This is a genomic window from Kribbella sp. NPDC104218 (assembly GCF_055584105.1).
Window position 1 is genome coordinate 1,264,543 of record NZ_JBVJMQ010000003.1, and the last position, 22,014, is coordinate 1,286,556.

Below are 22,014 nucleotides of genomic sequence, written 5' to 3' on the forward strand. Positions count from 1 at the left end.
GTTATCCCGCGGTCGTGTACAGCTTTCCGAGATAGGTCGGCTGCCACTGCTGGTCGCGCGCGTTCAGCCGCCGGACCAGCCCGTGGACGTCGAGCCGCGGCTCGACCGGGTTGTCCCACCACTCGGGCACCTGGTCGTACCAGCGGTCGATCCGCAGCGTCCGGCCGGCGGTGTCGATCCGCGCGAACAGCCAGCCGCCCTGCTCCCCCTGCGACTCCGTCAGCCACAGGTCCCCCAGCAGCCCGCTCAGCTTGTCGGCCGCGAGCTCCGGGTCGTCCACCTCCGGCGGCTCCAGATCGAACCGGTACGACGGCGCCGCCGGATCCAGCACCTGCACCTGAATCGTGAACCCCGACGGCACCACCTTCGTCCGCGCCCGGCACCACTCGTGCAGAGCCTCGAACGCCGCAGTCTCCCCCGGCCGCGGCCGCGGCCGCTCCACCTCCGCCCGCATCGCCTCCTCCAGCGACCCCGGCACCAACTCCACCCCCGGAGCGTCCGCCATCACACCCAGCCCAGGAATAGACATCCCCCCAAGCGCAGCCACCACCGCCCCCTCAGCCGCCGCAACATACCCCGGCTCTACCAGCTGCTCGGGCTGCTTCGGCCGGTCGTACTGAGGGGCGTACTCCGCGGGCTCCTCATGCCGCGGCTCCAGCGAGCCCCCGGCGTACGCGGCGGGTTCGTCGTACTGCGGTGCCGGTGCAGCCCCGGCATACGCCGCGGGCTCGCTGGGTTGGTCGTACTGCGCTGCAGGTGAGGCCTCAGCAGGCTCGCCGTACTGCGGCGCCGGTGCAGCCTCGGCATACGCCGCCGGCTCGCCGGGCTCGCCGAACTGCGCTGCAGGTGAGGCCGCAGGCCCGCCGTACTGCGGCGCAGGTGAGGTCTCAGAAGGCTCGTCGTACTGCGCTCCCGGTGCCGCCCCGGCATACGCCACGGGCTCACCGGGTTCGTCGTACTGCGCTGCCGGTGCGGCCTCGGGGTACTCGGCCGGTTCGCCGTACTGCCGCACCGGTCCAGCCAGCCCGCCCGGATCACGCTCCTGCCCCGCCCGCGCCGCCGGCACTCCCCCGCCCTGCCGCTCCATCGCCTCGGCAGGGTCGTCGTATTGCGCTGCTGGTGCGGCCTCGGCGTACTCGTCGGGTTCGTCGTACTGCGCCGGCTCGCCGGGCTCGTCAGACTTTGGCGCCTCCGCGGGGTCGGCGTCCTGCGGTTCGGCGCTGGTCTCGGCGAGCTGCGGGTCGGCGCTGGTTTCGCGGTGCTGCGGGTCGGGGGTGGTTTCGGTGTGCTGGGTGGTTGCTGGGGTGTCGGCGTCCGATGAGGGCTCGTCGAAGACGGCTTCCATCAGACCGGTCGGCTCATCCTCCAACCACTCGGCCGCGACCGCCGGCACCACACCCGTCTCGTCGTCGTCCGACCACGCCTGCTGCTCGGGCGCCTCCCAGCGCGACTCGGCGTCCGCCTCGTCCATCCGCCACCGCGGTGCCGGGTGCGGCGTGTCGAGGGCCGACGAATGCGTGTACGCCGCCGGAGCGTCGGACCCGACGGCCGGCGTCTCACCGGTCGGGTTGTCGTCGGAGAGGACGGCGGGGATCTCGCCGGTGGGGGCGTCGTCGGAGGGGACGCCCGGGATCGGCTCGGGCGGTGGAATCGGGGCGGGCTCAGGGCTCGGTTCCGGCTCCGGGACGGGCGCGGGGTACGGCTCCGGGGTCGGCTCAGGCGTGGGCACCGGGTTCGGCGACGGCTCCGGGAACGGCTCGCGATCCGGGTCGGGCGCCGGGACCGGCGTCGGCGTGGGGTCTGGCCCCGGTGTGGGGTCTGGCGTCGGCATGGGGGCCGGGGACGGCTGCGGAGCCGGATCGGGCTCGGGCGACGGCTCCGGCGTCGGGTAGGGCCCGGGGTCCGGTGTCGGCTCGGGAGTGGGAGCCGGGTGCGGGGTGGGAGCCGGGTAGGGCTCCGGGGCCGGGTGGGGGTCGGTGGGCTGCGGCCAGGGGGCCGGGTTCGGCTGGGGTTGCGGCCACGGCTCGGGCTGCGGCTGGGGCCAGGGCTGCGGGTCGACCTGCGCCTGCGGGCGTTCAGCGGTGTCGTCGGCGTCGAACGGAACGAACTCGGCAGTCTCGTCCCCGAGGTAAGCGTCCGCGCTCTCCGGTGCCGGGCGGGCGAACGGCGAGGGCCCCGCGAACGGCGACGGCCCACCGAACGACTCCGGCTCCCCGTCGAGCTGCACAGCCGCGATCTCCGCCGTCGGAGCATCGTCGTCCTCCGCACCACCCACAGTCGCCCGCGCCACAAACGGACTACCCACCGCAGCCTCGGCCGACTCCCCGGAAGCCGCCTGCGGCGCAAACGGACTACCCGGCGCAGCATCAGCCGGCTCCCCGGAAGCCGCCTGCGGCGCAAACGGACTACCCGGCGCGGCGTCGGCCCGCTCCGCGGCACCTGCCCGCGTAGCGAACGGGCTGGCCGGCGCAGTGTCGGCCGGCTCCGCGGGAGCCGCTTGGGGCGCGAAGGGGCTGCCTGGCGCGGTGTCGGTCGGCTCGGTGGGGGGTGGCTGGGGGGCGAAGGGGCTGTTGGGGACGGGGGGTTCGGGCTGGGCTTCTACCCATTGGCCGTTGACCCAGCCGGGGCCGTCCCAGGCGGGGACGGTGTGTTCGGCGGTGGCGTCTTGGTCGGACCAGCCGGGTTGTTCGGCGGTTTCGAAGTCGGCGTCGTCGGGCTGGGGCGGGGTGGCAGCGGGGGCGTCGGCGAAGAGGCTGGCGTAGAAGTCGTCGCCTTCGTGGACGCCGCCGCCTACGCGCGGAGGCTCTTGGGAGGGGAGCTGCTGGTAGGGCAGGCCGCGGTCGGGGACGTTGGGCGGCAGGTAGGCGCCGGGGGCCGGGGCGGCGGCGGGCGGCGGCTCGGGGGCCGGCTCGTCGTCCTGCTTGCGGCGGCGCAGCCAGCCCTGCTTCTTGGCGACGACGCCGTACTCGTCGTCGCGCTCGGCGCGGTACGGGACCTGCTGGTACGCCGCCGGCGAATCGGTCTCGATCGGCTGGCCGGTGAACGGGCTGATCCCCGGCGGGACGACGTACGACTCGTCTTCGGGCGCGGTCGGCCCGCTGGGAACTCCGGTCACGACAGGCTCAACGACCGAGACCGGGGGTACGTCAGGCGCGGAGGCAAAACTTTCCGCGACCGCAACGCTGAACGCACGCGCCGCAGCGACCCCAGCCGGCACATCGGGCTGCACCGGCGACCGCGGGTCGATCCGGAACGGCGCGAAGAACGCCGCCAGCGCCTCGGCCGTGAGGTCGGACCGGATCAGCTGGACGCCGTACGGCACCAGCTCGTCGAGCCCACCGAGGTAGTCGGCCCACTCCGCGACCCACTCGACCATCTCGCGGGCGGAGTCCTCCTCGGAGGAGATCCAGCCGCCGATCTCGAGGAAGCCGTCCGGCACCGGCTCCCACGGGTCACCCGGGTACGCCGCGCGCGCCCACGTCCCGTTGAAGGCGCCGTACACGAAGCCGAGCTCCCCAGCCGCCTGCCGCCGCTGGACCTCGGGCTGGCCGATCCACTCGGGCGAGCCGGCCAGCAGGTCGGATCCGGTGGTCTGACTGTGCTGCGTCTGGTGGCCGAACAGCACGGCCCGGCCGTCGAGCCGGATCAGCCGCAGGATCGATCCGGTCTCGTCCTGGTGGTGGTAGCCGTCGGCATCGGCGTACCACCGGCGGTCGAAACCGGTGGCATGGGAGACCGCGGCGAGGGCGCTCCAGCGAGCGCGCAACTCCTCCGGGTCGTCCAGGTCAACGAGCGGCATACAGGTCTCCAGCGCATTGGAATCCAGCCCCGAACGCTACCTGAGGCACCGCACTAGCTGTCTACAGGTTCCAGAATGGCCACGCACTCGATGTGGTGCGTCATCCCGAACAAATCGAACGCCCGCAGCGACGCGACCCCGTAGCCCAGCCGCCCGAACGTCTTCAGATCCCGCGCCAGCGCCGCCGGGTCGCACGCCACGTACGCCACCTTGCGTGGCGACAGCGCTGCGATCCGTCGTACGACGTCCTTGCCCGCACCGGTCCGAGGCGGGTCCAGGACGACCAGGTCGACCCGCTCCAGCCCCTTTCCGGCCGCTGTGTTCAGCACGCGGTCCACATCACCCTGTTCCAGCGTCACCGCCGGCAGATCGTGCAGGTTGCGGCGCGCGTTCTTCACTGCGTCCTTGTCACCCTCGACAGCGAGCACAGCGCACCCAGCCTCGGCCAGGAACGCCGCAAACAACCCCACCCCCGAGTAGAGGTCCAGAGCCGTCTCCCCCGCGACCGGCTCCAGCCCACCGAGGACGGCGTCCACCAGTGTCTCGGGCGCGGCCGGATGCGCCTGCCAGAAGCCACCTGCCTCCACCCGAAACCGCCTGTTCCGTACGACCTCGACAACGCGCCCACCCGGCTCCTTGTCGGTCAGTACGGCGGTCTTGCCCTCAGACGAGACAACAGCGCGTACGTACGACGCCTCCGGCCAGCGCTCCGCCAGAACGTCAGGCGTCTCCGGATGAGCGATCAGACACTTGTCCACCGGGATGAGCTCGTGGGACCGGTGTGCGTACATTCCGGGCCGTCCGTCCACAACGGCGTACCGGTTGCGCGTCCGCCAGCCCAGCCCTTCGTCACCGGGCGACTCCATCACCACGGTCCGCTCGATCCCGCCGATGCGCCGCAACGTGTCCGACACGACGGTCGACTTCAGCCGGCGCTGCTCGACGATGTTGGCGTGCTGGAAGTCGCAGCCGCCGCAGAGCCCCGGCCCGGCGTGCGGGCAGGGCGGCTCGATCCGCTGCGGTGACGGTGTCAGCACCTGGACGGCGTCCGCCCGCAGGTACTTCGTAGTCTGCTCGGTGACGCGGGCATGCACCAGCTCACCGGGTAACGCGTGCCGGACGAACACGACCTGGCCCTCGTGCCGGGCGACGCAGTGGCCGCCGTGGGCCACCGGGCCGACTTCGAGCTCTACTACCGTCCCGACGATGTTGTCGCCTGTCACCGATCTCCTGATGTCTTACGGGGGCCCCGGCGTACCTGCCCGGCCACTCGATCCTCGCGGTCCTGCCGCTCCTCAGCCGCCTGGGACGAGATCAGCTGGTACGGAACGGACGTAACCATCACACCAGGTGTGAACAAGAGACGCCCCTTCAGCCGCAGCGCGGACTGGTTGTGCAGGATGTGCTCCCACCAGTGACCGACGACGTACTCAGGGATGTAGACGGTCACCACGTCCCGCGGCGACTGCCGGCGGATGTCCCGCACGTACTGCAGGATCGGCCGGGTGATCTCCCGGTACGGCGACGCCAGCCGCTTCAGCGGGATCGGAATGCCCAGCCGCTCCCAGTCGGCCTGCAGCGCGTCCGACTCGTCGCGGTCGACGTCCACCGTGACAGCCTCGACCGTGTACGGCCGGGTGGCCTTGGCGAAGGCCAGCGCCCGCAGCGTCGGCTTGTGCAGTTTCGAGACCAGCACGATCGCATGCACCCGGGACGGCAGCATCAGCGTCTCGTCACCCTCGACGGCCGTCTGCTTGCGCACCGTCTCGTAGTGCCGCCGGATCCCCTTCATCATCAGGAACAGCGCGGCCATCGCGATGATCGCGATGTAGGCGCCGAGCAGGAACTTCGTGATCAGCACGATGATCAGGACGATGCCGGTCAGCGTCAGCCCGACCGCGTTGATCACCCGCGAGCGCAGCATCCGCGCCCGGGCGGCTGGGTCCTGCTCGTCGCGGAGCAGCCGCGTCCAGTGCCGGACCATGCCGGTCTGGCTGATCGTGAACGAGACGAACACCCCGACGATGTAGAGCTGGATCAGCTTGGTCACCTCGGCGTCGAACGCGACGATCAGCACGATCGCGAACCCGGCCAGGATGATGATGCCGTTGCTGAACGCGAGCCGGTCGCCGCGGGTGTGCAGCTGGCGCGGCAGGTAGCCGTCGCGGGCCAGGATCGACCCGAGCACCGGGAACCCGTTGAACGCGGTGTTCGCGGCCAGCACCAAGATGATGCCGGTGGCCGCGGCGACCAGGTAGAAACCGGGTGAGAAGTGGTCGAAGATCCCCTTGGCCAGCTGGCCGATCACCGGGTCCTGGTGGAAGTCGGCCCCGACCGGGACGCCGTCCCTGGACAGCTGGTGCGCCGGGTCCTCGACGAAGCGCACCTTCATCACGTTGGCCAGCGTCACGACGCTGATCACCATCAGGATCGAGATCGACCCGAGCAGCGCCAGCGTGGTCGCCGCGTTCCGGCTCTTCGGCTTCTTGAACGCCGGGACGCCGTTGCTGATCGCCTCGACCCCGGTCAGCGCCGCACAGCCCGACGAGAACGCCCGCAGGACCAGGAACGCCATCGCCAGACCGCTGGCGCCCTGCGCGAACTGCCCCTCGGCGGCGATGTCGTAACTCGCGCTGGATGCCTCCGGCAACTCCCCGAACAGCATCCGCCCGAACCCCCAGGCCGCCATCCCGAGGATGGTGAACATGAAGATGTACGTCGGGATCGCGAACGCGGCGCCGGATTCGCGGACGCCGCGCAGGTTCATCGTGGTCAGGAACAAGATCGCGACCACCGCGACCGTCACCTGATGCCCCTCCAGCGCCGGGATCGCGGACGCCGCGTACTGCGCGGCCGACGAGATCGACACCGCGACGGTGAGCACGTAGTCGACCAGCAGCGCACTGGCCACGGTCAGGCCGGCGGTCGGGCCGAGGTTGGTGTTGGCGACCTCGTAGTCACCGCCGCCGGACGGGTAGGCGTGCACGTTCTGCCGGTAGGACAGCACCACGACAACCAGGACGACGGCGACCGCGAGCGAGATCTTCCAGGAGATCGTCAGCGCGGCCAGGCCGGCGATCGACAGCGTCAGGAAGATCTCGTCCGGGGCGTAGGCGACCGACGACAGAGCGTCACTGGCGAACACCGGCAGCGCGATGCGCTTGGGCAGCAGCGTCTCGCCCAGCTGGGTGCTGCGCAGTTTGCGACCGAGCAGCAGCCGTTTGCCGATGTCGCCGAGAGCGGGAGTCACACCGAGGATGTTAGAGGGAGGCCCGGTCTCCTGTAGCGTCTATCCCTGCCGAACCGACACAGCGGCCCCGTTGGGGCAAGGAGTGAGCAGCGAGTGCACGTCGTCATCATGGGGTGCGGACGCGTCGGGTCGACGCTGGCGAGAACCCTGGAGAAACGCGGCCACACGGTCGCGATCATCGACCAGTCCGCCGACTCGTTCCGCCGGCTCAGCCCGAACTTCACCGGCCGTACGGTGACCGGGATGGGGTTCGACCGCGAGGTGCTGATCGACGCCGGGATCGAGCGCGCCGAGGCCTTCGCCGCCGTCTCGAACGGCGACAACTCCAACATCCTGGCCGCGCGCGTCGCCCGGGAGAACTTCGGCATCGGCAACGTCGTCGCCCGGATCTACGACCCGGGCCGCGCCGAGGTCTACCAGCGGCTCGGCATCCCCACGGTCGGCACGGTCAAGTGGACCGTCGACCAGATGATGCGCCGGCTGCTGCCCGAGGGTTCGGAGCCGGAGTGGCGCGATCCGTCCGGCACCGTCCGGCTCGCCGAGGTGCACGTGAACGCGCAGTGGGTCGGCCGGCTCGCCTTCGACATCGAGAAGGCCACCGGCGCCCGGGTCGCGTTCCTGACCCGGCTCGGCGAGGGCGTGCTGCCCCGGGCCGACACGGTCATCCAGGAGGGTGACCTGGTGCACGTCGTGATGCTGGAGCGGGACGCCGCCAAGATCGAGTCCCAGCTCGGCGCCAAGCCTGAGGAGCTGTGATGCGGGTAGCCATCGCCGGTGCGGGTCAGGTCGGCCGCTCGATCGCGGCCGAGCTGCTGGACAACGGCCACGAGGTGCTGCTGATCGACAAGGACCCGCGGGCGATCAAGGCCGAGTCGGTGCCGCGCGCGGAGTGGCTGCTGGCCGACGCCTGCGAGCTGTCCTCGCTGGAGGAGGCGGCCCTGCAGCGCTGCCAGGTGGCGATCGCGAGCACCGGTGACGACAAGGTCAACCTGGTCGTCTCGCTGCTGGCCAAGACCGAGTTCGGCGTCCCGCGGACGGTTGCCCGGGTCAACCACCCGCGCAACGAGTGGATGTTCAACGAGGCCTGGGGCGTCGACGTCTCGGTGTCGACGCCGCGGATCATGTCCGCGCTGGTCGAGGAGGCCGTCTCGGTCGGCGACCTGGTCCGCCTGTTCACGTTCCGCCAGGGCGACGCGAACCTGGTCGAGCTCACCCTGCCCGAGGACTCCCCGATGGTCGGCCAGCGGGTCGGCGACATCGACTGGCCGCTGGACACCGCGCTGGTCGTCATCCTGCGCGAGGGCCGCGTGCTCCGCCCGGACGCCGAGGGCACGCTCGAGATGAACGACGAGCTGCTGTTCGTCGCGGCCGACGAGACCGAGGAGCAGCTCGAAGACATGCTCTCCCCGCATCACCACCGGCGGAACAACAGCTGACCGATTGGGCGGGGCCGCAGCGCCCCGCCCTTTTCAGTCGGTCTTGGCGGCCGGCGCTTCGGTCTTCTGCTCGTCCCGGACCTCGTCCTGGACCTTGTCCTGGACCGGCGGCGGGGTCGGCTGGGTGCCCTTGAGCATGTGGGTGAAGTTCTCCTTGACCTCTTCCCACTTGTCCGCCGACAGCGAGCTGCGGAGAACGATGTACCCGACCCAGACGGTCAGCCCGTAGAAGGGCAGGCCGAGCGCGACCTTGGCGACGCCGAGCGCGCTGACGTTGTCGGCCAGGTAGAGCGGGACCATGATCGCCAGCCGGACGCCGATCTGGGCGGTGAGCAGCAGCGTCACCCGGTTCAGCGCCCGGTAGAGCTCCGGGTCGCGCCGCCAGGCCAGCCAGGTCTGCGTGACCGCGCCGTACAACAGGCCGATCAGCGGGTACCGGATGACGATCGTGAGCGCGTAGAGGACGAACCAGCCGCAGTTCATCAGGATGCCGGGCAGGAAGACGTCCTCGGCCTGACCGGTCCGGCTGGCGACGAACGCGGACAGGCCGACGCCGAAGACGCCGCCGATCACGTTCGCGATCGGCTGCTTACGGATCAGCCGGACCAGGCCGACCAGGCCCGCCGTCGAGAGCGCGATGATCAGCGACAGCTTCAGGTCGTGGTCGGTGACCGCGTAGGCGACCGTGAAGGCGATCCAGGGCAGGCCGATATCGGCCAGGGTGCCGAGCCAGCCGAGGACCTGCTTCGAGCCGGTCTTCTTCGGCTGTTCCGTCCGCTCAGCCATGGGCTGCCGTCGGACGCAGCTCGTAGCGCGGGTTGAACATCACCCGGTCGCCGTCGACGACGCCGATCCGGCCCGAGGCCGTCAGCTCCGATCCCGGGTGGATCCCCGCGATCTTGCGCCGGCCGAGCCAGACCAGCTTCACCGTGCCGGTGCCGTCGTACAACTCACCCTCCAGTGCAGGTACGCCGCCTCGTGGGCTGAACGTGATCGTGCGCAACGTGCCGTACAACGTGACGACCTCACGGTCGCGACAGCCGGTGATGGACCGCGCGCCGCAGTCCTGCGCGTAGTCGCGGAGGACCTCGGCGTCCTGCTGGTCCCGGTCCCCGGCCAGCCCCCGGAAGGCCCGCCGGAACAGGCCGGCGGGTTTGTCGCTACCCATGAGGTCGAGTGTAGTCCGTCAGGCCTCGTCGGGCTCGATCGGTTCCGAGCCGGGCGGGAGCGTCAGCGGCAGCGATTCGCGGACCGCCATCGGCTCCGTACCGCGGACGACGACGACCTGGCGCAGCGTCTCCTCCAGCGGCGGCGCGGCCTCGGCGTCGACGGCGGCGCGGCCGAGCACGGTCGCCCGGAGCAGCCAGCGCGGCCCGTCCACGCCGATCACCCGCGAGGTCTGGCTGTAGATCTTGCCGTCCGGGTCCTCGACCGGGACGACCAGCACCAGCTCGGTGCCGAACGGGCCCTCGGTCTCGGTCGCCGAGCCGCCCATCCGGTTCGCCTCGTCGGCGATCTCCTGACGGACCTCGTCCCAGATCCCGCTCTTCTTCGGCGCCGCGAACGCGCGCAGCTCCAGCGCGGACTCCTCGAGCACCAGCAGGATCGCCTGTACGGCGCCGCTCTGCTCGTCGACCTGCAGCCGCAGCTCCATCCCCGGCAGCCCGGTGATGTTCAGCGCGCCCAGGTCGATCCGGTTCTCGGCCTCGAGCAGCTCCGGCTCCACCTCGGTGGAGTCGAACGGCCCGCCGGCGACATCCGCCGCCGTTTCTTCGGCGGCGCCGTCGGTCTCGGCGCCGAAGAATCCCGGCTCTTCCTCGTTCTTGGCCTTGCGGCGGAAGATCACAGCCCTTGCCTACTTCCTGAGTCGTTTCGTACGGCCGCCGTAGTCTCGCGCATCGGCGGTGTCATAGGGCGGACCTGATCAGCGTGTCACACCGGCGAAGCCGCCGGTCGAGCCGTACCCGCCTTCGCCGCGCGCGGAGCCGGGCAGCGTGGCCACCTCGACGAACTTCGCCTTCTCCACCTGCTGGATCAGCAACTGCGCGATCCGGTCGCCGCGCTTGAGCGTGACCTCGGCGTGCGGGTCCAGATTGATCAGGCAGACCTTGATCTCGCCGCGGTAGCCGGCGTCCACGGTGCCCGGGGCGTTCACGATCGACACGCCGTGTTTGGCCGCCAGCCCGGAGCGCGGGTGGATCAGGGCGACGTACCCGTCCTGGAGCGCGATCGCGATCCCGGTGCCGACCAGGCCGCGTTCGCCGGGCTTCAGGGTGATGTCGGAGACCGCCACCAGGTCCGCGCCGGCATCGCCGGGATGCGCGTACGACGGAAGCGGCAGGTCGGGGTCGAGTCGCTGAATGAGAACCTCGGTCACGAGAGGCGACCCTACCGACGCGTTCCGGCGGGCCGCATGCCAGGCTGGTCCCGTGGGTGTCTACCGCGAACGTCTGACCGTGCCGGTGTCCTGGTGGATCGTCTCCGCCGCAGCCGTCATCACGCTCTTCGTCATCACCGTCGTCCCTGCCGGACTGCTCGCCGGCGCGGTGGTCGGCGGTCTGGCGCTGGTCCTACTACTGGTCTGGCTGCTCCGGTACGGCGGCGCCCGGGTCGAGGTGGACGCCGAACGGCTCCGTGCGGGCCGAGCGACCATCGAGCTCACCCACGTCGGCGCTGCCGAGGCTCTGACCGGTGACGACGCCCGCAACGCGTTCGGCCGCGACTGCGACCCGAAGGCGTACCTCCTGCTCCGCAGCTACGCGCGCGGCGCCGTCCGGGTCGCGATCACCGATCCGCGCGACCCGGCGCCGTACTGGGTGGTCGCCACCCGACACCCGGACCGCTTGGCAGCGGCTCTGAGCGGGCACAGCGTGGGAAGATCCTGACTGTCAGGAGTCGTTAGGAGGGTTTGCTGTGGTCGGAGCGAAGCTCGGCTGGAAGCTGGTCCAGGCCGCGTTCACCGTGGTGCTGGGGCTGGCCGCGAGCAAGGCGGTCAGCACCGCCTGGAAGGTCGGCTCCGGCGGGAAGCCGCCGAAGAACGGCCAGGGCGGGTACGTCGAGGTCGTGGCCTGGGCGGCGGCCAGCGGCGCGGCCGCGGCGGTCGCGAAGCTGTTCGCGGAGCGGCAGGCGGCGTCGTACTACCTGAAGTCGACCGGTCACCCGCCGCCCGGCTGGGAGCAGGACGGCGAGTCCGCGCTGGTCAAGAAGATCGACTAGAGGACATGACAACGGGACCGATCCCCGCAGGGGGACGGTCCCGTGCTGTCAAGGCGAAGTAGGGCGGCTGTGTGTCAGGCTGCGCAGTCGCGGCAGATCAACTGCCCGTTCTTCGTCTCCGCGAGCTGACTGCGGTGGTGAACCAGGAAGCAGCTCGAACAGGTGAACTCGTCGGCCTGGCGCGGGAGCACCCGTACCGCCAGCTCTTCGTGGCTGAGGTCGGCGCCGGGCAGCTCGAAGCTCTCCGCGGCCTCCGCCTCGTCCTCGTCGACCTTGCCGGAGTTCTTGTCGTGACGGCGAGTCTTCAGCTCCTCGATCGACTCTTCGGAAGCGTCCTCGTCCGTCTTGCGCGGGGCGTCGTAATCAGTCGCCATGGTGTTTCCCTGCCCTCTTCGTACCCGTGGTGTTGCCTTGCTGAGCCCTTGAACGGGTAACACGGCCGAGAAATTCCGCGCCCGGACAGCGCGCCGAACTTTCGTCCCCCGAAACCCTTGACAGCCAGGCCGGGAGCGGCAACTACCGCTCCCGAGGACGGGATTGTGCCCTATAAACGCCGTTCATGCACGATCCGGTCCATGCTGTGACCCGCGTGTCGCCGGAAATGTCAGGAGTGAACATCAAAATGCTCATTACTGCTCAGTTCGTGCAGTAACGCGCACTCACGCCCGGAGTGGGTCCGCGGCGGCCAGCAGGTCGTGGAACGCGGCGAAGACGCCCGGCGCGGCCGCGATCGACATCTCCGGCGACACCGGAGCACCGTGCAGCCCGCCGATCGCGGCGCCCGCCTCGGCCGCGATCAGCGCGCCGGCGCCGTAGTCCCACGGGTTCAGGCCGCGCTCGTAGACAGCGTCCAGGCGGCCGCAGGCGACGTAGCAGAGGTCGATCGCGCCGACGCCGATCCGGCGGATGTCGCGGATCTCGGCGATCAGGTGCTGGACGACCTCGGCCTGGACCTTGCGCCGGACCGGGTCGTACCCGAAGCCGGTGCCGACCAGGGCCTTGGACAGCTCGGCGCAGTCCGACGCCCGGATCGGCTGCCCGTCCAGGTAGGCGCCGCCGCCCAGGGTCGCGGTGAAGACCTCGCCCTTCGGCGCGTCCACGACCACGCCGGCCACCGTCGTCCCGTCGACCTCCACGGCGATCGAGACGGCGTACGTCGGGTGGTCGTAGAGGTAGTTGACGGTGCCGTCGATCGGGTCGACCACCCAGCGCACGCCGCTGGTGCCGATCACGTCGTCGCCCTCCTCCCCCAGGAAGCTGTCGTCCGGCCGGGCAGCCAGCACGCGGGCGCGGATCAGCTCCTCGGACTCGCGGTCCACCGCGGTGACGATGTCGGTGACCGTGCTCTTGGTGTCGGCGACGGTGATCGTGCCGCGGCGGCGCTCCACGATCAGCCGGGCCGCCTCCTCCGCGACGTCGACAGCCAGCTTGAGGAGGTCCTGTGGGTTCGTCATGCGGACACCTTCGTCTTGGCAGCGGGCCGGCGCAGGGCCGGGCAACAGTCGTGGCGGCAGTCGTCCCAGGCCGGGCCGAGCTTGCCGACGCAGGGCCGGTCCGGCTGCTCGCCGCGCTCGGCGGCAGCCCGCTCGACGACCAGGTCGCGCAGCATGGTCACGAAGGTGGCGTCCGTGCCCGGCGTGGCTGCGCGGGCCATCGGCAGGCCGAGCTTCTCGGCGGTCTTGGCGGCCTCGGTGTCGAGGTCGTAGATGACCTCCATGTGGTCGCTCACGAACCCGATCGGGACGACGGCGACGCCCGGCGCGCCGTCCGCGGCCAGCGCCTCCAGATGGTCGTTCACATCCGGCTCCAGCCAAGGCATCTGCGGTGGGCCCGAGCGGGAACAGTAGACCAGGTCGGAGCGGCGCGTCTGCCCGGTCCGGCGCTCCAGCTCTGCATCGATCTCGGCCGCGACGTCCAGATGCCAGTTGACGTAGCCGGCGCCGTCCGGGCCGCTGGTGTCGTTCATCGCGTCCGGAATGGAGTGCGTCACGTAGGCGACCGCACTGCCCTCGGGGAGCGTGCTGAGCGCGTCCGCGGTCGCCTCGACGAAGGAGCTGACGAAGCCCGGGTGGTTCGCGTAGTGGCGCAGCTTGTCCAGTCTGGGCGCGCCGGGGATCTGCGCGGCGGCGTCCTCCAGGTTCTCCCGGTACTGGCGGCAACCGGAGTACGACGGGTAGGCGGCTGTGACGACCACCACTGCGCGCTGGACGCCGTCCGCGGTCATCTGGCGCAGGGTGTCGGTCAGGTACGGCGCCCAGTTCCGGTTGCCCCAGTAGATGGGCAGGTCGAGGCCGATGTCGGCGAACGACTCCCGCAGCGCCTGCAGCAGGGCGCGGTTCTGGTCGTTGATCGGGCTCTTGCCGCCGAACAGGTAGTAGTGCTCGCCGACCTCCTTCAGCCGCTCGTCCGGGATTCCGCGGCCGCGGGTCACGTTCTGCAGGAAGGGCAGCACGTCCTCAGGCTTCTCGGGTCCCCCGAAGGACAGGAGCAGGACGGCGTCGTACGGCGAAGGATCAGGCACACCCACTGGCATGTTTCCAGTTTGTCAGCCGGGTGGTGACGACGGTGCGCGGGGTGACGGAGTGCGATGTCAGGACTTAGTCCGCGAGCGGTTAAGGTGCAACTGACATGCTCAAGCCTTACGTGCACCTGATGCGCCGGCCCGGCGCGGGTGCCTTCTTCAGCGCCGGCATCCTCGGCCGGATGCCGATCTCCATGGTCGGCCTCGGCGTCGTCATCCTGATCGCCCGCGAGAGCGGCTCGTACGGCCTGGCCGGTGCGGTCTCCGGCGTCGCGGTGATCGCCGGTGCGCTGACCGGGCCGATCCAGGGCCGGCTGGTCGACCGGTTCGGGCAGCGGACGCTGCTGCTCGCCGGGTCGGTGATCTGCACGGTCGGCCTGGCCGCGCTGCTGGTCGCCGTCCGCGCGGACGCGCCGACCTGGACGCTCTACGTACTCGCCTTCGTGACCGGTGGCACCCGCCCGCAGGTCGGATCGTTCGTCCGGGCCCGCTGGAATCACCTGCTCGGTCGTGGCCGAGCGCTGCAGACGGCGTTCGCGCTGGAGGCGGTCGGCGACGAGGTGGTCTTCATTGTCGGCCCGGTGCTCGTCACGGTGCTGGCGACCGCAGTGAGCCCGTACGCCGGGCTCGCGGTGGCCGGCGTCCTCGGGCTGGCCGGTGGGCTGTGGCTGGCGCTGCTGCGCGCCTCCGACCCGCCAGGCCGCGGCAAGGCGAACGGCAAGGAGCAGGCGCCGATGCCGTGGGCATCGATCCTGCTGCTGTCCATCATCGGTCTGGGGCTCGGTGCGACGCTGGGCGGCGCCGAAGTCATCACTGTCGCCTACACGACGCTCAAGGGCCAGGCGAGTATGTCGGGCGTCGTACTGGCGATCTGGGCGTTCGGCAGCCTGCTGGCCGGGCTCTGGTACGGGTCGGTGCACTGGCGCGCTCCTGTCGAACGCCGCCTGCTGATCGGGACCATCCTGCTCGCGATCACGCTGGCGCCGCTCCCCTTCGTCGACAGCGTCGTACTGCTCGGTGTCGTCCTCTTCGGCTGCGGGCTGACGATCGCGCCAACGATGGTCGCCGTCACCGCCTGCGTCGAGGAGTGGGTTCCGCCCGAGCGCCTCACCGAGGCGATCACCTGGACCGTCACCGGCATCCTCCTCGGCGTAGCGCCCGGAAATGCCGCTGCCGGTCACGCAGTCGACCTCTGGGGGCCTTCAGAGGCGTTCTGGGTGCCTGTGGGCGTTGGCATCGCCTGTGCGTTCGTAGCCCTCGCTGCGACCGCGTTCGCCCGACCACGGACGATGTTCGCGCACAACTAGGCAGTGCGCGGTAGCGGCGCGTTCCAGCCCCGGCGGATGGCCAGTAGCCGGATGACGAAGCAGGTGGCGACGGCGGCGTACGAGACCCACAGCGCGTGGTAGTCCAGTGCTGAGGCGACCACGACGATGCCTGCACCTAGGAACGCCGGAGTGGCGTAGATCTCGCGCCGCAGGACGACGGGCACCCGGCCGCTGAGCAGGTCGCGGATGACGCCGCCGCCAATCCCGGAGATCGTGCCGAGCAGCGCCGCCGACAGCGGCGACAACCCGTAGTCGATCGCCTTCAGCGCGCCGGTCACGCAGAACAGCCCGAGCCCGGCCGCGTCGAAGATGTTCACCAGCCGCTCGAGCCGCTCGATCCCCGGATGCAGGAAGAACGTCAGCAGCCCCGCCGCCACCGGCACCACCAGATACCGCCAGTCCTGCAGGGCGGTCGGCGGCGTCGCCCCGATCAGCACGTCCCGGATGAACCCGCCGCCGAGCCCGGTCACCAGCGCCAGCACCTGGATGCCGAACACGTCCAGCTGCTTCCGCACGCCGACCAGCGCCCCGGTGATCCCGAACACGAAGATCCCGACCAGATCCAGCACGTGCAAAGCCACCCCCGAACGGTAAACCACGAGCCCTCCCCCACCCGGGACCTCTACCCTTCGTGGACATGAGCGGCCCACCCCACGTCGACTACCGAGCCACCTCCGCCCGCCCCGCCTGGTCCGACCTCCCCACCACCCTCCACCAAGCCCTGACCCTTGCCCTAGGCACCGAAATCACCACCGTCTCCCCCTCCGTCCGCTCCGGCTTCACCGGCGGCTTCGCAGCCCCCGCCCACCTCGCCGACCACCGCCACGTCTTCATCAAAGCCGCCCCCGCCCACCTCCACGCCCACACCGCCTACCAACGCGAAGCCGAGGTCGTCCCCCACCTCCCCACCGCCGCCAACGCCCCACGCCTCATCACCACCGCCCGAGCACACGCGCCGGCACCAGCCGCCCCCACCGACACCACGGCGCCACCTGCTTCCCTCTCCTCCTCCGAAGGCGGGGTGGAGTGGTTTGCGGTTGTTTCGGAGTACGTGGAGGGGCGGATGCCGGGGGCTCCTTGGACTGCTGCGGACTTCGAGGTGGTGACTGCGCGGTGTGAGGTGATGGCTGAGGCGCTGGCGGACAGTCCGGTAGCTGGTCTGACGAGCTTCTTGAGTGATGTGGGTGATGTGCTGGAGGTACCGGCCCAGATCGCGCGCAGGGAACGGGAGCTGCCGACGGGGTTGCAGCCGTGGGTGTCCAGCATCCTCCCGGAACTCGCAGAGCTGGCGGCACCAGCGACGGAACTGCTGGCTGGGACGGCGGCGGGCCATGGTGACCTCAGACCGGACAATCTGCTGATCGACCGCGCCGGAGCGTGCTGGACGGTCGACTGGAACTGGCTGGCGCTCGGTCCGCGCTGGATGGACTGGGTAGGTCTCCTGCCGATGGCGCACCACCACGGAATCGACACCGCGGCCGCCGTACGCCGGAGTCCGCTGACTGCCGACGTACCGGCCGACGAGCTCGACTGCTTCGCGGCGGTGGTCGCGGCGTACATGCTGAAGAACCCCGACGCGCCTCCCCCACCCGGCACGACGGCGGCGCTTCGCGAGCACCAGCGGCTCGCAGCGTGGACGTTCCTGGATTGGCTGGCCACCCGACGTGGATGGACGACCTAACGTAGAGGTATGACAAAGGCGCCCACGAGCAGGTTCAAGGTCGAGGTGCTGGACGGCGAGCGGACGTCGCGCCGCGAGGATGTCGTCGTCACCGAGGAGCCGCTCGAGCTGCGGCTGGAGTGGCCCGGCCGCGCGCCTGAGCCGCTGGTCGTGACGATGCGGACGCCGGGCTCGGACTTCGAGCTCGCCGCGGGGTTCTGCCTCGGCGAGGGTTTCGCGGTCCGCCCCGGCGCGATCCGCACGGTCGCCTACTGCACCGACCAGAAGCTCACCCGTGAGCAGCAGTTCAACACCGTCACCGTCACCTTCGACGGCCCGCCCGACCGCGAGCCCCCGCAACGGTACGGCGTCACATCGGCCGCCTGCGGCGTCTGCGGCCAGCAGAGCCTCGACGAGCTCGCCGACCGTGACTACGCCCCGGTCGACCCGGTAGAGGTCCCGGTGGACGTCGTACGCCGCCTGCCCGACCTCCTCCGCGAGGGCCAGCCCACCTTCGGTAAAACCGGCGGACTGCACGCGGCCGGCCTGTTCACCGCCGACGGCCGCAAGATCGTCGTGAAGGAGGACGTCGGCAGACACAACGCGGTCGACAAGGTCGTCGGCTGGACGGTCCTCAACCAGCACAGCCGCCAGGGCCTCGTCCTCGCCGTCAGCGGCCGCGCCGGCTACGAGATCATCCAGAAGGCGGTCGCGGCCGGGATCGGCATGATCGTCGCGGTCGGCGCGCCGTCCAGTCTGGCGGTCGACCTGGCCCGCCGGTTCGACATCACGCTGGCCGGCTTCGCCCGCGGCGAACGCTGCGTCGTCTACAGCCGGCCGGAGCGGATCATCCGTCCAGCTTGATGAAGGTTGCCTTCGGCACGTACTCGTAGCGGTCCGGCATACAGGTCAGGATGATGATCTGCCCGTGGTCGCCGGCCCGGCCGAGCAGCGCGCCCATGTCGCGCAGCCGGGCCTTGTCCGACCAGCCGAGCGCGTCGTCGAAGATCACCGGCACGCTCCCGTCGCCGGTGCTGACCAGGTGGCTGATCGCGAGCCGCGTGATGATCGCCAGCTGCTCCTGGGCGCCGGTCGACAACGCCTCCACCGGCAGCCGGACGCCGTCCAGCTCGCGCTCGGCGACGGCCAGGTCGTCGTCCAGGCGGACCTGGAAGGACGGCCCGTAGACACTGCGCCCCAGCGCCTCGATCCGGCTCTGCAGCGGTTCGGAGTACTTCGTCTGCGCCTCGGCCCGGTGCCGCCCGAGCGTCTCGTACACGCGCCGCGCCGCCTCGGCCCGCCGCTGCAGCCGCTCGTGCTCAGCCCGGACGGCGGCCAGCTCCAGCTCAGCCAGATCCCGGCGCGTCGCGAGCCCGTCCCGACCGGACTGCTCCAGGCGACCCTCTGTCGTCCGCAGTGCGTCCCGCAGGCCGTCCCGCTCACTCTGCAACCTGGTGGCAACCGCCAACGCGTCAGTCAGCTCACCCGCGACCTGATCGGCGCCGGCCGCGTCCGCCTGTGCCTGTACGCCGGTCAGCTCCTCCAGCACCGCTTCGACCTCAGCAGTCGCCTCCGACTCGGCAGCCGTCACCGCAGCGTCGTCCAGCACCGCCCGCGCGGTTTCCAGCGCCTCCAGTGCCGCAGCGAGCCGCTCACCGGCCAGCTCGGCCCGAGCCCGCGCCTGCTGCGCTTCGGACCGGTCCTCCTCGGCGGCCTTCCGCGCTTGCGCCACTGCGAACTCGGCGTCGGTCAGCATCCGCTCGACACCAGCCAGCTCCGTACGCGCCTGATCGAGCAGCCGCTGCGCACCGGACAGATCACCCGGCTCCGGCGCTGGCACCTCGAAGTCGTCGAACAGAGTGTCCAGCGGCGAGGCGAACTCCTCGAACAGCGACATCTGCCCTGGCACACCTTCGACCGCAGCCGGCTTCCCGCCCGACTCCTCAGTCTCCTCCGGGTCCCCGAGCCGCGCGGTCAGCACCGCGATCCGCTCCCCCGGGTCGCCGCCGGCCGTCAGCGTCCGCTCGGTACGCCGAGCCTCGTGCAACTCCGCCGTCGCGGTGTCGGCCTTACGCAGCAGCTCGCGCGCGGCCGCAAGGTCCTTCACCCCGGCCTTCTTCAACAGCTCCTTCTCGACCCGGACGGCGTCGTCCACCCGGGACCGCAGCGTCGCCGCCTCACCCCCGGCCCGCACAACCACCTCGACCTGACCAGGCACGCCGACAACGAGCTCACCGGACACCAGCAGCTCAGCCGTCTCGTCGAACCCCAGCTCTGCCGGCACCCGCCCGTCGACACCAGTACCCGACAGCTCGACCGGCTCCGCGCCCAGCCGCCGTACGACGACCTCCGGCACACCAACCGCCAGCGCAGCCCGCGCCTCGACCACTGCGGCCCGGGCCTCCTCCAGAGCGGTGACTGCGGTGTCGTCGACCTTGATGCGGTCCAGGATCGTGCCGGCCGCGGCGATCCGGGCCCGGACGTCGGCCAGCTCGGTCTGCTGATCGACCAGCCGCTCCAGCTCGGCCCGGTCGACCAGCTCACTGACGCGGCGCTCGGCGTCCTGTACGTCGGCTCGGCGCAGGTCCTTGAGCTCGATCACCTCAGCCAGCGCCGCCTCGGCCGCCTGGACGGTTTCGGCGGCCACCTTGGCGACGACGTCCGCATCGGCGCGCCGCTCGGTCAGCTCGGCGTCGGTCTTGGTGAAGCGCTCCGCTTCGTCGAGCAGGCGCTCGCGCTCGACGCGGGTCCGGGTGTGGTTCTCCAGGCGGGCGCGCGCGGTCTCGGCCCGGGACCGCACCGAATCCCGCCGGAGCAGGATCTCGTCGGTCGCCTGCTTCCGCTCGCGCACCTCTTCGACAGCGGTCAGATGGTCGCTCAGCCGGACGTCGACGTCCGCCAGATCCAGAGTGAGCCGTTCGGCGCGGCGGATGTCCTGCTGGACCTCCTCCATCGCCTTCAACGCCTGGGCCGCGGCCAGCTCGGCAGCGGTCACTGTCTTCTCGGCGCGAGCGAAGTCGCCGGTCGCCCGGCCGCCGCGCGTCCAGTAGCGCAGGTACTCGTGCTCGACCGCGCTGACCAGCGGCATCGAGGCGCCGTCGACCGGCGTCCCGGACTCCGCCGTGACAGCAGTGATGAGCGGCTCGGCGTCCGCTGGGGTCGGCAGGACGAGCGACTGGCCCTGGCTGACCATCAGCGTCTGCCAGAGCACCGGGTCGACGTTCTCGTGGAAGAGGCGCTCGGCCTCGTTGTGCGCCTCGCGGCCGGTCCACGCCGTGCGGCGTCCGTCCGGCTCGACGACAGTCAGCTCGGTCGAGCGGTTCTTCAGCCAGCGCTTGGTGTAGATGAGCTCGCGGCCGCCCAGCGTCAGCTCGGCGGTCACCTCCGGCGCGACGTCCTGACCGACGGGCTGGATGTCGCGGATCCGCGTCGACTTCGAGTCGTCGGGCAGGTCGAAGATCAGCCCGAACGCCTCGACCAGACTGGACTTCCCGACCTCGTTGTCGCCGACCACGACGGTCGTGCCGATCGACGGCAGGCGAACGGTACGTTCCATGACGCCGCGGAAATTCCGCAGCGTCAGCGCGTGCAGCCTCATCCCGCGTCCCGCGCCAATCGGTGCATCAGCGACAGCGCAGCGCCGGCGGCCTCGTCGCCACCAGCCAGCGCCTGCCGCAGCTCCTCCATCGCAGCGCGGGCCGGGCCGCTCAGCTGCAACGCATCCAGGTCGGCGGCGTCCGGCGCGGGGCGCACGGTCCAGAACTTCGTCCAGCGCTCGACACTGGCGAACACCTCACCCTGCGCGTCGATCAGCGCATCCAGCCGGCTCAGCAACGGCAGCGCCAGCGAGCCGTCACCGGCCAGCCGCACGTACGTCCGCTCCTTGTCGGGCAGCTCGGCGAACCAGTCCTCGAGAGCGGTCAGCGACTCCTCGTCGTACAGCTCGACGCGGTGATCGACCATGTGCCACGCGCCGACCCGCACCGGCTCGACGGTGATGCCGGCGCCGATGGTGACCTTCAGAACGTTGCCCGGGTCGTTCTCCTCCGGAGTGGTCACCTCTTGGGTGCCGGAGAACCAGATGCGGTCCGTGACCCGGGTCGTCGAGTGGCGGTCGCCCAGACCGACGTACTGGACGCGGCCGTCGGTCACCGCGGCCTCCAGCGCCGCCTGGTCGATCGTCGGGACGTCGGACATCCCACCGCTCAGACTGGTCAGCTGACCGTGCACGAGCAGGATCCGCGTCGTCCCGGGCGGAGCTGGTTCGAGGTCGGCGTATCCGGGGGCGGCCGGGTCCGACAACGGCCGCCGCGACCGCCAGGGCGCGCCCACGATCTCGACGCCCGGAACGATCTCGAACGGCGTCGTGTCGGTCACCACGGTCACATGCTCGGGCGCGTGCGCCTGCCACTGGCTCGACGTCCACAACGAGCCGGGCTCGAGGGCGTCGTGGTTTCCGGGCAGCAGCACCACCGGGACCGGGATCCGCTTCAGCGCCTCACACGCGCGCAGAATCGTCTGCCGCTCGACCTGGTTGTGCTCGAACACATCCCCGGTGACGACCACGAACGCGGCGCCCGACTGGGCCGCAACCTCGCCGATCCGCGCGACAGCATCCAGCCGGCCCTGGCCCCACCGGGCCTGACCGTCCGGCCCCAGGAACCGGCGCATCATCCCCAGCTGCCAGTCCGAGCTGTGCAGAAACGTGATCGAGTCGTCCATTGCGCTGAGAACGCTAACCCGGAGCACCGAAAATGACCCAACCCAACACACCTGAACACCCCGACCGACCACACTCCGGACG

20 protein-coding genes are annotated in these 22,014 nt (G+C 70.8%); 7 read left to right on the top strand and 13 right to left on the bottom strand.

Annotation, left to right across the window (positions count from 1 at the left end; translation table 11 throughout):
- Position 1 precedes the first annotated feature (1 nt).
- Genes ACZ6ZD_RS30575 through ACZ6ZD_RS30585 form a run of 3 tightly spaced genes read right to left on the bottom strand, consistent with a single transcriptional unit; the run spans position 2 to position 7,049 of the window.
- Entirely contained in the window at positions 2 to 3,799 is a 3,798-nt protein-coding gene (locus ACZ6ZD_RS30575) for a hypothetical protein (RefSeq protein WP_465677378.1), read from the bottom strand.
- Positions 3,800 to 3,852: 53 nt separating this feature from the next.
- Positions 3,853 to 5,022, bottom strand: coding sequence for a class I SAM-dependent RNA methyltransferase (locus ACZ6ZD_RS30580; protein ID WP_465677379.1), 1,170 nt, complete (start codon positions 5,020 to 5,022; stop codon positions 3,853 to 3,855).
- Complete coding sequence (locus tag ACZ6ZD_RS30585) at positions 5,019 to 7,049, bottom strand: APC family permease (RefSeq protein WP_465677380.1); 2,031 nt, start codon at positions 7,047 to 7,049, stop codon at positions 5,019 to 5,021. Before ACZ6ZD_RS30585 ends, ACZ6ZD_RS30580 begins: the two co-directional genes overlap by 4 nt.
- Positions 7,050 to 7,142: 93 nt before the next feature.
- Between ACZ6ZD_RS30585 and ACZ6ZD_RS30590 the strand changes: the two genes are divergently transcribed.
- Positions 7,143 to 7,805, top strand: a complete 663-nt coding sequence (locus tag ACZ6ZD_RS30590; RefSeq protein ID WP_465677381.1) for a potassium channel family protein — start codon at positions 7,143 to 7,145, stop codon at positions 7,803 to 7,805.
- Positions 7,805 to 8,485: a potassium channel family protein gene (locus ACZ6ZD_RS30595; RefSeq protein WP_171673661.1), complete on the top strand. Its 681-nt coding sequence runs from the start codon at positions 7,805 to 7,807 to the stop codon at positions 8,483 to 8,485. Before ACZ6ZD_RS30590 ends, ACZ6ZD_RS30595 begins: the two co-directional genes overlap by 1 nt.
- Positions 8,486 to 8,518: 33 nt before the next feature.
- Here ACZ6ZD_RS30595 and ACZ6ZD_RS30600 read toward each other — a convergent pair whose 3' ends face one another.
- The 4 genes from ACZ6ZD_RS30600 to dut form a co-directional block, all read right to left on the bottom strand.
- Entirely contained in the window at positions 8,519 to 9,271 is a 753-nt protein-coding gene (locus ACZ6ZD_RS30600) for a DUF3159 domain-containing protein (protein ID WP_465677382.1), read from the bottom strand.
- The gene (locus ACZ6ZD_RS30605) at positions 9,264 to 9,653 is read right to left on the bottom strand and encodes an OB-fold nucleic acid binding domain-containing protein (protein ID WP_171673663.1); all 390 of its coding nucleotides are present in this window, start codon (positions 9,651 to 9,653) and stop codon (positions 9,264 to 9,266) included. The genes ACZ6ZD_RS30600 and ACZ6ZD_RS30605 overlap by 8 nt, the downstream gene beginning before the upstream one ends.
- Before the next feature lie 18 nt (positions 9,654 to 9,671).
- Entirely contained in the window at positions 9,672 to 10,331 is a 660-nt protein-coding gene (locus ACZ6ZD_RS30610) for a DUF3710 domain-containing protein (protein WP_465677383.1), read from the bottom strand.
- A 78-nt stretch (positions 10,332 to 10,409) separates the two neighbouring features.
- Positions 10,410 to 10,862: a dUTP diphosphatase gene (gene dut / locus ACZ6ZD_RS30615; protein WP_171673665.1), complete on the bottom strand. Its 453-nt coding sequence runs from the start codon at positions 10,860 to 10,862 to the stop codon at positions 10,410 to 10,412.
- Positions 10,863 to 10,914: 52 nt separating this feature from the next.
- Here dut and ACZ6ZD_RS30620 point away from each other — a divergent pair, with 52 nt between their 5' ends.
- Entirely contained in the window at positions 10,915 to 11,370 is a 456-nt protein-coding gene (locus tag ACZ6ZD_RS30620; protein ID WP_465677384.1) for a DUF3093 domain-containing protein, read from the top strand.
- A gap of 28 nt (positions 11,371 to 11,398) precedes the next feature.
- On the top strand, positions 11,399 to 11,701 hold the full coding sequence (locus ACZ6ZD_RS30625) for a DUF4235 domain-containing protein (protein WP_465677385.1): 303 nt from the start codon (positions 11,399 to 11,401) through the stop codon (positions 11,699 to 11,701).
- A 74-nt stretch (positions 11,702 to 11,775) separates the two neighbouring features.
- On the opposite strand, the gene ACZ6ZD_RS30630 is transcribed toward ACZ6ZD_RS30625, so the two are convergent.
- From ACZ6ZD_RS30630 to ACZ6ZD_RS30640, 3 genes are all read right to left on the bottom strand, one after another.
- On the bottom strand, positions 11,776 to 12,075 hold the full coding sequence (locus ACZ6ZD_RS30630) for a DUF4193 domain-containing protein (RefSeq protein WP_130379292.1): 300 nt from the start codon (positions 12,073 to 12,075) through the stop codon (positions 11,776 to 11,778).
- A 285-nt stretch (positions 12,076 to 12,360) separates the two neighbouring features.
- On the bottom strand, positions 12,361 to 13,155 hold the full coding sequence (locus ACZ6ZD_RS30635) for an inositol monophosphatase family protein (RefSeq protein WP_465677386.1): 795 nt from the start codon (positions 13,153 to 13,155) through the stop codon (positions 12,361 to 12,363).
- Entirely contained in the window at positions 13,152 to 14,234 is a 1,083-nt protein-coding gene (locus tag ACZ6ZD_RS30640) for a ferrochelatase (RefSeq protein ID WP_465677387.1), read from the bottom strand. The genes ACZ6ZD_RS30635 and ACZ6ZD_RS30640 overlap by 4 nt, the downstream gene beginning before the upstream one ends.
- Positions 14,235 to 14,329: 95 nt before the next feature.
- Here ACZ6ZD_RS30640 and ACZ6ZD_RS30645 point away from each other — a divergent pair, with 95 nt between their 5' ends.
- Positions 14,330 to 15,529 (top strand): MFS transporter, encoded by a 1,200-nt coding sequence (locus ACZ6ZD_RS30645; protein WP_465677388.1) that lies wholly within the window; start codon positions 14,330 to 14,332, stop codon positions 15,527 to 15,529.
- Here the strand turns inward: ACZ6ZD_RS30645 and ACZ6ZD_RS30650 are convergent.
- A complete protein-coding gene (locus ACZ6ZD_RS30650) occupies positions 15,526 to 16,131 on the bottom strand; it encodes a trimeric intracellular cation channel family protein (protein ID WP_465677389.1) in 606 nt (201 codons plus the stop codon). The two genes, ACZ6ZD_RS30645 and ACZ6ZD_RS30650, sit on opposite strands and share 4 nt — an antisense overlap.
- A gap of 56 nt (positions 16,132 to 16,187) precedes the next feature.
- Here ACZ6ZD_RS30650 and ACZ6ZD_RS30655 point away from each other — a divergent pair, with 56 nt between their 5' ends.
- Positions 16,188 to 17,231 carry a phosphotransferase family protein gene (locus tag ACZ6ZD_RS30655; protein ID WP_465677390.1) on the top strand — a complete coding sequence of 348 codons (1,044 nt, stop codon included), beginning with the start codon at positions 16,188 to 16,190 and terminating at the stop codon, positions 17,229 to 17,231.
- 9 nt (positions 17,232 to 17,240) lie between these two features.
- Positions 17,241 to 18,074 carry a formate dehydrogenase accessory sulfurtransferase FdhD gene (gene fdhD / locus ACZ6ZD_RS30660; protein WP_465677391.1) on the top strand — a complete coding sequence of 278 codons (834 nt, stop codon included), beginning with the start codon at positions 17,241 to 17,243 and terminating at the stop codon, positions 18,072 to 18,074.
- Here the strand turns inward: fdhD and ACZ6ZD_RS30665 are convergent.
- Together ACZ6ZD_RS30665 and ACZ6ZD_RS30670 are read right to left on the bottom strand one after the other, a co-directional pair.
- Complete coding sequence (locus tag ACZ6ZD_RS30665) at positions 18,058 to 20,808, bottom strand: ATP-binding protein (RefSeq protein ID WP_465677392.1); 2,751 nt, start codon at positions 20,806 to 20,808, stop codon at positions 18,058 to 18,060. The genes fdhD and ACZ6ZD_RS30665 overlap by 17 nt on opposite strands.
- Positions 20,805 to 21,932, bottom strand: coding sequence for a metallophosphoesterase family protein (locus ACZ6ZD_RS30670; RefSeq protein ID WP_465677393.1), 1,128 nt, complete (start codon positions 21,930 to 21,932; stop codon positions 20,805 to 20,807). Before ACZ6ZD_RS30670 ends, ACZ6ZD_RS30665 begins: the two co-directional genes overlap by 4 nt.
- Positions 21,933 to 22,014: the final 82 nt, after the last annotated feature.